We start from the raw sequence: 7,850 nt of genomic DNA on the forward strand, positions 1-7,850 counted from the left end.
CTATGAGATTACTACTGCTTTTGCTAACTGCAATTATTTTTCAAACTTCTCATGCTCAGGTCCTTATCCGAACAGAACGAGCGGCTGATCGGGCATTCGAACAATATGCTTATGCAAAAGCAGCGAGATTATATAAAGTAGCACTGGTAGAAGGACCCTCGGATTCACTTTCTGTCATGATGCGTGTAGCGGATAGTCATCGTTACCTCAATCAACCCGATAGTGTAGAAAAATACCTGCAGATAGCTCATAAGATTAGTGCAGACACCCTGGCGCCGCAATATTACTATTACCTGGCGGAAGCACTTGTGAGCAACCAAAAATACGATAGCGCAAGACTGTGGTATGCAAGGTATGATTCGCTTCTCAAAGAAGACAACAGACCAGCAGTCAAGTTGGAAGCACTGGAAAACCTTGAAGATTTTTATGCAGATTCGGTACGCTACGAAGTGAGTCGGTTGCCTATCAATAGCCCTGGTTTGGATTTTAGTCCCATGTTTTATCGAGGTGGAATCGTATTTGTATCATCCAGACCTTTAGGAAGCCAATGGTTAAAGAATGACTTTAATTGGGATGAAAGTAGTTTTTTGGATTTGTTTTATGCACCGAATGATGTGGACCAAGATCAGGTAGAGTACCTCGGAGGTGCCCTAAAGTCTCAGTTTCATGAAGGCCCATTGGATTTTTATGACAATGACCGCCAGGTCGTTTTTACACGAAACAACCTCGAAGGCAATAAGGTAAAAAGAGATAAGCAGGGGGTAGCCCGGCTCAAACTCTATTTTGCTTCCTACAATGAAACAGAGGAATCGTGGGAAAATATCAATCCTTTTGAGCACAACAGTGATAGTTATTCCATGGGGCATCCAGCCATCAGCGAATCGGGAGATGTACTGATCTTCACCTCTGATATGCCAGGAGGCAAAGGGGAGACCGATCTCTATATCAGTTATAAGCGCAACAATTCCTGGTCAGAGCCCATCCCTCTGGGAGATCGGATCAATACTTTAGGTCGAGAGATGTTTCCAACACTCAAAAACAGAAGGTTATATTTTGCTTCAGATGGGCTGGGAGGATTAGGTGGACTTGATATTTACGCAGTAGATCTGGACGAAAACTATCAAGTGGTGGAGCGGCCCAGGAATTTAGGCTATCCGGTAAATAGTGGCCGAGACGATTTTGGATTTGTGGTAACCGACGACTTTAAAATGGGGTATTTTACTTCAGCGCGGTATGATGAGACAAAAGATGATGTATTTAAGTTTTACTACGGTGAACCCAAAGTATATGGCTATGTCCTCAACGAGGCTAATGATGAGCCGCTGCCAGGTGCAGATGTTTTTTTACTAGATACACTTACCAATACTGAAATTTACCGTCGGAGTAATATGGATGGAGCATTTGAGATTCCTGCATCTGGTCCCAGGTGGCACATTACGGCCAGTAAATTCGGGTTCCGTGCTTTGAACAGTGATGTGTTTGACCCCATCGATGATACAGTAGCAAATGAGGTAGTCATTTATCTAACCGACAGACCAGAGGAGCCAGAGCCCGCCAAACCTATTTACAAGTTGTTGGTTACTACAATAGATGCTGGCGAGGGAGATACACTAAAGCCTAACGTACAGTATATTTTATCGCTAGAAAGTAGCGATGTACAGTATGCAGAAGGGAGAACAGAGTATGAGGTGGATCCTGGACAGGAGTATGAGATATTTACTGCCAAAGATGGATACCTGTCTCATAGAGACACTGTGAAAATTGCGGATCCTGCATCCGAAAGTACACTGTTTACCGTAAGTCTAAAGAAAGTAGTGGTTGGTGAAAGTATACGACTTGAAAACATCTACTATGACCTGAACAGTGCTGATCTAAGAAAAGAGTCTGAAAAAGAACTCGATAAGCTTGTGCAGTTTATGGAAGACAACCCTAAAATTAGGATAGAGTTGAGTTCTCATACAGATTCAAGAGGGTCGGCGGCTTATAACCTTCAGTTGTCACAACGTAGAGCAGAGTCGGCTACCAACTACCTGCTTCAACATGGGATAGCAACGGATCGGATCGTGCCAAAAGGATATGGAGAAACCAAGTTGGTAAATAGATGTGCGGATGGCGTTAGTTGTTCTAAGACGGAGCACCAACAAAACCGAAGAACTGAGATCACCATTTTAGAATGATTATATTGCCTAAGTGCAAGTCATTCTGAATTTTGTTATATAGAGAATGCGATAAATGGCCCAGATGGGCAAAATCGAAATCCGGGCAAAAATGCAACGGGTGAATCGTGCACTTCACCGTGTTTGAAAATATACCTGGCGAATTCTCAACCTTCACCGAAAATACCTTGGCTATAATTGGAGCTTGGAGACCCCATGCTAAGGTCATCAATTAAACCCAAAAATATGGATATGAAAGCCTATCTACGTTCATGCTTTCCAGTACTTGCTATCAATGGTAGTACCGCTATGAGAAATGCAGTGGTATTCCTTTTGATGCTATTTTTTCAGTATGTGTCCAGCTACGAGGTGATGGCACAAGCCACCCTCGACAATGGCAATGCCAATGCTGCGGCTCTCATGGCACGAATTCAAGGAAACGGAGTTACCTTGTCGAATGGTAGCTTTCCCAACCCGGGAGATGCTACAGCTCAATATGGTACGTTTTCCAATGGTATATCCGGCGCCAGCCTAAGTGTGGACGAAGGTATCATCCTGGCTACAGGATCGGTGGCCACTGCCTTATCGGTGAATGATAGGGCAAACTCCAGCGAAACAACCAACAATACCTATAATGATCCGGACCTAACAGCGATCAACTCAACGGCAATCTATGATGCGGCCATTTTTCAGTTTGATATCACCACAGGAGATGACGTGGATGCCATCATTATCTCCTATCAGTTTGGCTCTGAAGAGTATCCGGACTATGTCTGCTCACGTTTCAATGATGCCTTTGGCTTCTTTGTTACCGGACCGGGTATCACGGGTACTCAAAACATAGCTCGCGTACCAGAATCCAACAATGTAGTAGCCGTAAACTCTGTGAACGGAGGAGTATGTGGTAGTGCAGCAGATGGTACGGCAGCAGATTTGACCAAGTCAAACTACTTTATAGACAACAACGAAGGTACTCCGGGGCCTATATATGTTGAGTTCAATGGACTTACTACGCTTTTGAACGGTAAGATTGAGGGACTGTCGCCCAATACTACATACACTTTCAAAATTGCCTTGGCAGATGTAGGGGATGGCTCTTTTGATTCCGGCGTGATCATCAACCAGGTGGTTGGTTTTAAGTCCAATAACGATAACGATGGTTTGGATGATTCGGCGGATCTCGATGATGACAATGATGGAATAGACGATACAGTAGAGTCATTTGGCAATGAGCCAAATGGTGATGAAGATGGTGATGGATTGGAAAACTGGAGAGATGTACTGGATAACAATGGTTCTCTGGGCGACGGAAGCACCACAGACTACACCGATGCAGACAACAATGGTTTTCCTGATGTATACGATTCTGATGGCGATGAAATTCCAAACCACCTGGATCCTGACAGTGACAATGATGGCTGTAATGATGTAATAGAAGCTGGTTTCAATGACCCGGACAATGACGGGGTGTTGGGTACTTCCCCTGTTACCTCCGATGCAAACGGAAGGGTAACCGGAGAGGGTGGATATTCAGGTACCAATAGCTTTGTGACTACCTTCAATCAGCAGGGGGCACTAACTGCAGGGCCTACCGCCCAAAGTATAAATGAAGATCAAAATGTCACCTTTTCAGTTACAGCCACAGGGGACAACCTCGTGTACCAATGGCAAGAAAATCAGGGCTCTGGATGGGCGAATGTGACGAATGGTGGGACGACACCCGCCTACTCAGGAGCTACTTCAGCTTCTCTTACACTTACGGGAGTGCCTTTTGCCTACAATGGATATGACTACAGGTTGATCCTTACGAGCACATCCAATGCGTGTACCGATACTACTTCTGGAGCAGTCAATCTGGAAGTAATCAATGGCCCGTCGGAAATCCCTGTAATCACCTCAGAGTTTTGCAATGCTTCAAGTGAAAACGTGACCAGTGTCACCGGTACCACCACAGAGGCTACTACCGGTTTGACCATAAGAATTTATACCGCGGATACCGAAACAGGTACAAAAACTCAAGTAACCCCATCAGGTGTTAGTTTTTCGGGTACTACCTGGACAGCATCGGGCTTATCGATAGCTCCTGGTAAGTGGATTTTTGCTACCGCCGAAAATGTAGATGAACTAGAGCCGGAAAGTGACTTTTCTACAGGTGTGCAGGTCATTACCAAAACGCCTGACCCTGGTAGCACTCTGCAGATTACGTCAGACCCTGCCGAAGGTGATGCTACCTTAGATGGCTCTGTGGTTTCGAGTACAGTAAATGATCTGGTGATACAACTCTATGTAGACGGAGTAGCTATAAGCGGTGCCACTACCACAGTACCTCAAGCAGGATCACCAGCAACAGTCAGTTGGCAAATAACTGGTTTAAATACCCCCACAGACAAACTTTATGAAGGGGGAGTTGCTACTGTGACCATGACATATGCAGATGCCGCATATTGCGAAAGCGATCCTTCACCTGGAGTAGTTATCGATTGTAAACCTGATGTCCTTATTGCTTTAGGCACAGTTACAGATCCAAACCAGTGTAATACCAATACAGGGAGTATACAGCTTACAGGCCTGTCAGGAAATACTACTTATTCGGTAAGTTATGATGACGATGGGGCGGGAGTGTTATCCAATTTTACCTCCAATGCATCTGGAGAGTTGGTGTTGAATGGGCTCAATGCTGGTACTTATACCAACATACAGGTGCAGACAGCTTGTCCTTCAAACATCATAGCTGGACCCATAACGCTTTCAGACCCTCCAACTCCAGCCATCACTTTTAATAACTCCAATAACCCTTCAAATTGTGGCGGATCTGACGGATCAATTGTTATTGATGGCTTGTCGGGCAGTACTTCCTATACGGTGGATTACAAGGTAGATGGAGTTGCAGTGCAGCGAACTATTTCTGCATCGGGCGGTCAGCTTACCATCAATAATTTATCAGCTGGTAGTTATACAGATATCAGTGTAACACTTCAGGGGTGTCAATCAAATGTGCTTACAGGTCCTTACAATTTGGATGATCCATTTGCTCCAAACATCTCGTATAATAACGACGAGCAAGATCCATCATCCTGTTCAGCTACTGATGGTTACATTCGTTTAAGGGGTCTTTTAGCATTTCAAGCTTACAATTATCAGTATACCAAAAGTGGTACCGTGGTAAATTCTGCTTCGCCTGTCACGGCTAGCCTGACTGGAGTGATAGAGATCAGTAACCTTGAAGCAGGTACTTACAGGAACATAAGCGTCACGCCTGATGGATCTACTTGCCAGTCAAACACCATTGATCAAATAGTACTCAACCCACCAGATATAAGCATTAGTGCCTCCAGTAATCCAACAACTTGTGCTGGCACTGAAGGAAGCATTACATTGACGGGCATGGCTAGCAATACCACCTATGCCCTGAATTATAAGGTAGATGGAGTGGCTGCCACTCAAACCAATATCACCACAGATGCTAGTGGGAATTACACAATTTCTGGTTTGACGGAAGGTAGTTATGCCGAATTAAACCTTTCCATTGGCGGGTGTACCACTAATAACCTGTCGACTACTCTCACCGGGCCTTCACCTGTGACTGTTGCTGTTGAAGCTATCAACCACCCAACTACATGCGGAGGCAGTGATGGAAGTGTACTGGTCAATGGTCTTGCACCTTCTACGACCTATACAGTGAATGGCACTTTTAACGGTAACCCTGTCAGCCTACAACAAGCTTCAGACGGCAATGGCAAACTGTCATTTACCAATTTGGCAGCTGGTTCTTACACCAACTTCAGTGTGACGAAAGACAATTGTCAATCGAATGTGATAGCAAGTGTGGTACTGAATGATCCTGATGCACCATCCATTACACTAGTAGATACGGATGTGACAGTATGCCAGGGAACTACCAGTGTTGGGTTGTCCTATTCTGCAACTACCGAGTCACCCAATCGGTATTATATAGATTTTGATGCAGCTGCTGAGGCTCAAGGATTTGTAGATGTGGATACAACAAATCTTCCTGTAAGCCCCATCACCTTGACTGTTCCCGTAGGGGCAGCCGCAGGTAGTTACAATGCTTTGCTTTCAGTCTACAATAGTTCAACTAACTGCGGAAGCGCTGGTACGGCTATTACTGTAAATGTTTCAGCTTATCCAGCAGTACCTCAAATCAATGCTCAAATTACCAATGATCAGACTCCTGTGATATCAGGAACAGCTGATGCTAACAATGATGTAGAAGTCCAGGTGGGAGGAGCTACCTACAATATCACTGCAAATGGAAGTGGAAACTGGTCAGTAGATACTGAAACAGCCACGCCTGATGCGGGTGCTTTCAACCCTAATGTAAATGGTGTGAATGAAGTAGTGGCCATCGCCTCAAATGCTGCGGGTTGTAGTACCTCAGATACGTCTACCAACGAACTGACTATTGACAGCACACTCCCTACAGTAGATATCAAGAATGAGCCAATTAGAGTGAATACTACAGACCCTTATAATGTCACGTTTTCATTTAGTGAGGCGGTAACCAACTTTACTTTGACCGACATTACCGTAGGCAATGGCACAGCGAGCAATTTTGTAACGGTCAATGACAGCACCTACACTGCAGATATTACCCCAAATGGCACTGGCGACATCACCATCGATGTAGCTGCAGGCGTAGCACAGGATGCCGCAGGTAATGACAACACGGCCGCTACACAGGCAGTAACCGAGTACGACGTTACAGCACCTACGGTAGACATCCAGAATGAGCCTGCTTTTGTCAATAGCACTTCGGCTTACAACGTAACGATAGCGTTTTCAGAAGATGTTAGTGGTTTTACAATCACCGATCTGAATGTGGGCAATGGCACAGCTAGCAACTTTGTGACAGTAGATGGTAGCACCTACACCGTAGATATTACCCCAGATGGCACCGGCGACATCACGATCGATGTAGCAGCAGGCGTAGCCCAGGATGCCGCAGGCAACGACAATACCGCAGCCACTCAGGCCGTGACCCAGTACGATGACCAGGCTCCAACGCCAGTAATCACAGGGGCACCAGCTTATGTGACGTCCAATACTCCTTATGACATTACGGTAGATTTTGGCGAAGAAGTTAGCGGATTTGTTCTTAGCGACTTGTTAGTAAGCAATGGTACAGGCAGCAATCTGGTAGACAATACCGATGGCACGTATACCATCACGATCACTCCAGATGGCAGTGGCGACCTTACCTATGACATCAATGCAGGAGTAGCCACTGACGCAGCAGGCAACTCCAACAATGCCGCCACGCAGGTAACGACCATCTACGATGCATCGGCACCTACAGTAGATATCCAGGATGAGCCTGCCATTGTCAATAGCACAAGCCCTTACACGGTCACGTTCAGCTTCAATGAAGACGTAACCGGCTTCACGCTAGCGGATATTGCAGTAGTCAATGGAGCTGCAGGCAATTTTGTAACGGTCAATGACAGCACCTACACTGCAGATATTACCCCAAATGGCACTGGCGACATCACCATCGATGTAGCAGCAGGTGTAGCACAGGATGCAGCAGGTAATGACAACACGGCTGCTACACAGGCAGTAACCGAGTACGACGTTACCGCACCTACGGTAGACATCCAGAATGAGCCTGCTTTTGTCAATAGCACTTCGGCTTACAACGTAACGATAGCATTTTCAGAAGATGTTAGTGGCTTT

2 protein-coding genes are annotated in these 7,850 nt (G+C 45.6%); both read left to right on the forward strand.

Annotation, left to right across the window (positions count from 1 at the left end; genetic code table 11):
* Window positions 1-2 precede the first annotated feature (2 nt).
* Window positions 3-2,177 (forward strand): OmpA family protein, encoded by a 2,175-nt coding sequence (locus C7460_RS14455; RefSeq protein ID WP_115868829.1) that lies wholly within the window; start codon window positions 3-5, stop codon window positions 2,175-2,177.
* A 231-nt stretch (window positions 2,178-2,408) separates the two neighbouring features.
* Window positions 2,409-7,850 (forward strand): Ig-like domain-containing protein (locus C7460_RS14460; RefSeq protein WP_185148302.1); only part of this gene is annotated, 5,442 nt, incomplete at its 3' end.

The sequence above is a fragment of the Marinoscillum furvescens DSM 4134 genome (genome assembly GCF_003386095.1).
Taxonomy (GTDB): domain Bacteria; phylum Bacteroidota; class Bacteroidia; order Cytophagales; family Cyclobacteriaceae; genus Marinoscillum; species Marinoscillum furvescens.